This is a genomic window from Brevibacterium sp. HMSC24B04 (assembly GCF_001806835.1).
Lineage (GTDB): Bacteria > Actinomycetota > Actinomycetes > Actinomycetales > Brevibacteriaceae > Brevibacterium > Brevibacterium ravenspurgense.
This window is the reverse complement of record NZ_KV786067.1, coordinates 1-3,333: the sequence shown is the minus strand read 5'-3', so window position 1 is coordinate 3,333 and position 3,333 is coordinate 1. Positions and strand designations below refer to the sequence as shown.

Below are 3,333 nucleotides of genomic sequence, written 5' to 3'. Positions count from 1 at the left end.
TTTGGGTGAGTGATTGGTGTATTAGTACCAGTCAGCTGCGCACATTGCTGTGCTTCCACATCTGGCCTATCAACCCAGTCGTCTACTGGACACCTCAGGGGAAATCTCATCTTGAAGCAGGCTTCCCGCTTAGATGCTTTCAGCGGTTATCCTTCCCGAACGTAGCCAACCAGCCATGCACCTGGCGGTACAACTGGCACACCAGAGGTTCGTCCGTCCCGGTCCTCTCGTACTAAGGACAGCCCTTCTCAGATTTCCTACGCACGCAGCGGATAGGGACCGAACTGTCTCACGACGTTCTAAACCCAGCTCGCGTACCGCTTTAATGGGCGAACAGCCCAACCCTTGGGACCGACTCCAGCCCCAGGATGCGACGAGCCGACATCGAGGTGCCAAACCATGCCGTCGATATGGACTCTTGGGCAAGATCAGCCTGTTATCCCCGAGGTACCTTTTATCCGTTGAGCGACCACGCTTCCACAAGCCATGGCCGGGTCACTAGTCCCAGCTTTCGCTCCTGCTCGACACGTCCGTCTCACAGTCAAGCTCCCTTGTGCACTTACACTCACCACCTGATTGCCAACCAGGCTGAGGGAACCTTTGGGCGCCTCCGTTACTCTTTGGGAGGCAACCGCCCCAGTTAAACTACCCATCAGGCACTGTCCCTGGACCCGATCAGGGTCCGAAGTTCAGGAATCCACTATGGCCAGAGTGGTATTTCACCAATGACTCCACACACACTGGCGTGCATGCTTCACAGTCTCCCACCTATCCTACACAAGCCACACCGAACACCAATACCAAACTATAGTGAAGGTCTCGGGGTCTTTCCGTCCTGCTGCGCGTAACGAGCATCTTTACTCGTAATGCAATTTCGCCGAGTTCGCGGTTGAGACAGCAGAGAAGTCGTTACGCCATTCGTGCAGGTCGGAACTTACCCGACAAGGAATTTCGCTACCTTAGGATGGTTATAGTTACCACCGCCGTTTACTGGGGCTTAAATTCTCCGCTTCGAACCCGAGGGTTCTAACAGATCCTCTTAACCTTCCAGCACCGGGCAGGCGTCAGTCCGTATACATCGACTTACGTCTTCGCACGGACCTGTGTTTTTAGTAAACAGTCGCTTCTCTCTGGCCTCTGCGACCACCACCAGCACGTCCAACCGCAAGGGTTGTTCACCGGGGTGGTCCCCCTTCTTCCAAAGTTACGGGGGCATTTTGCCGAGTTCCTTAACCACGATTATCTCGATCGCCTTGGTATTCTCTACCTGACCACCTGAGTCGGTTTAGGGTACGGGCAGTTTGAACCTCACGTCGATGCTTTTCTTGGCAGCAGAGGATCACCGGATCACCCCACCATTGTGGGGCGCCCATCAGCTCTCAGCCTGTATGTGTGGCGGATTTGCCAACCACACGGCCTACAACCTTAGACCGCGACAACCATCGCACGGCCCGGCTACCTTCCTGCGTCACACCTGTTAACACGCTTACCTACAAAACCCTCAGGTCCCACCACCACACACCACACACACTCCCAAAGGGAGTGCAGTGCGGGTGTGGCACTGGTTAGTATCAGATTCTTCGGTATGGACGGTTCTTCACTGGTACGGGAATATCAACCCGTTGTCCATCGACTACGCCTGTCGGCCTCGCCTTAGGTCCCGACTAACCCAGGGCGGATTAACCTAGCCCTGGAACCCTTGGTCATTCGGCGGACGGGTTTCTCACCCGTCTTTCGCTACTCATGCCTGCATTCTCACTCGTATAGCCTCCACCACTGAATCACTTCGCAGCTTCACCGGCCACACGACGCTCCCCTACCCAAAAACACCCGAGTTATCGGTTGAACATGTTTTTGCCACAACTTCGGTGGTGTGCTTAAGCCCCGCTACATTATCGGCGCGGAATCACTTGACCAGTGAGCTATTACGCACTCTTTCAAGGATGGCTGCTTCTAAGCCAACCTCCTGGTTGTCACTGCAACTCCACATCCTTTTCCACTGAGCACACGCTTAGGGACCTTAGTTGATGGTCTGGGCTGTTTCCCTCTCGACTACGAAGCTTATCCCCCGCAGTCTCACTGCCACGCTGACTTCACGGCATTCGGAGTTTAGCTGACGTCAGTAACCCTCGCGGGCCCATCAGTCATCCAGTCGCTCTACCTCCGCAAAGCACCACGTAACGCTGCACCTAAATGCATTTCGGGGAGAACCAGCTATCACAGAGTTTGATTGGCCTTTCACCCCTAACCACAGATCATCCCCCCAGTTTTCAACCTAGGTGGGTTCGGGCCTCCACGCCGTCTTACCGGCGCTTCACCCTGTCCATGGCTAGATCACTCCGCTTCGGGTCTAGGACACACGACTCACACGCCCTGTTCGGACTCGCTTTCGCTACGGCTTCCCCACACGGGTTAACCTCGCCACATGCCACTAACTCGCAGGCTCATTCTTCAAAAGGCACGCCATCACCCCACAGGGCTCTGACGGATTGTAGGCACACGGTTTCAGGTACTCTTTCACTCCCCTCCCGGGGTACTTTTCACCATTCCCTCACGGTACTATCCGCTATCGGTCACCAAGAGTATTTAGCCTTACCAGGTGGTCCTGGCAGATTCACACGACATTCCACGAGTACCGTGCTACTCGGGCACCAACACACACAGACCAGCACAGTTTCAGCTACGGGACTCTCACCCACTCCGGTCAGGCTTCCCAACCTGTTCACCTACCACACTGCATCCATGCCCCAGCCATGCTGAACTAGGACGATCGGCCCCACAACACCGCGCATGCAAAACCAGCACGCTTGACACACACACGGTTTAGGCTCTTCCGCGTTCGCTCGCCACTACTAACAGAATCATTATTATTTTCTCTTCCTATGGGTACTGAGATGTTTCACTTCCCCACGTCACCCCCAACAAGGCTATACATTCACCCTGTGGTCACTACGCACAACACGCAGCGAGGTTTCCCCATTCGGACACCCTCGGATCACAGCTCGTTTACCAACTCCCCGAGGCTTATCGCAGATTACCGCGTCCTTCATCGGCCCTTGATGCCAAGGCATCCACCATGCGCCCTTGAACACTCACCACCCCACACAAACACACACAAACCCGAAAGCCTGCACATGCGCGTCAGGATGACAAGACGAATAACACAAGAAACACAAAAACAAACAAAATCACAACAACCACACACAAACGCGCGTGGCTGCCAGATGCTCGCGTCCACTATTCACAAAACAAACAACCACCACACACCCAAACCACCACCCCCAACACAGGGACCGTGATCCATGGCAGTGGAAAGAGACAACAACCACACAC

Annotated in this window: 1 rRNA gene; it reads right to left on the bottom strand. The window is 54.8% G+C overall.

The features are described from left to right. Window position 1: 1 nt before the first annotated feature. Window positions 2-3,098 (bottom strand): 23S ribosomal RNA (locus HMPREF3092_RS00005). Between the last annotated feature and the right edge of the window lie 235 nt (window positions 3,099-3,333).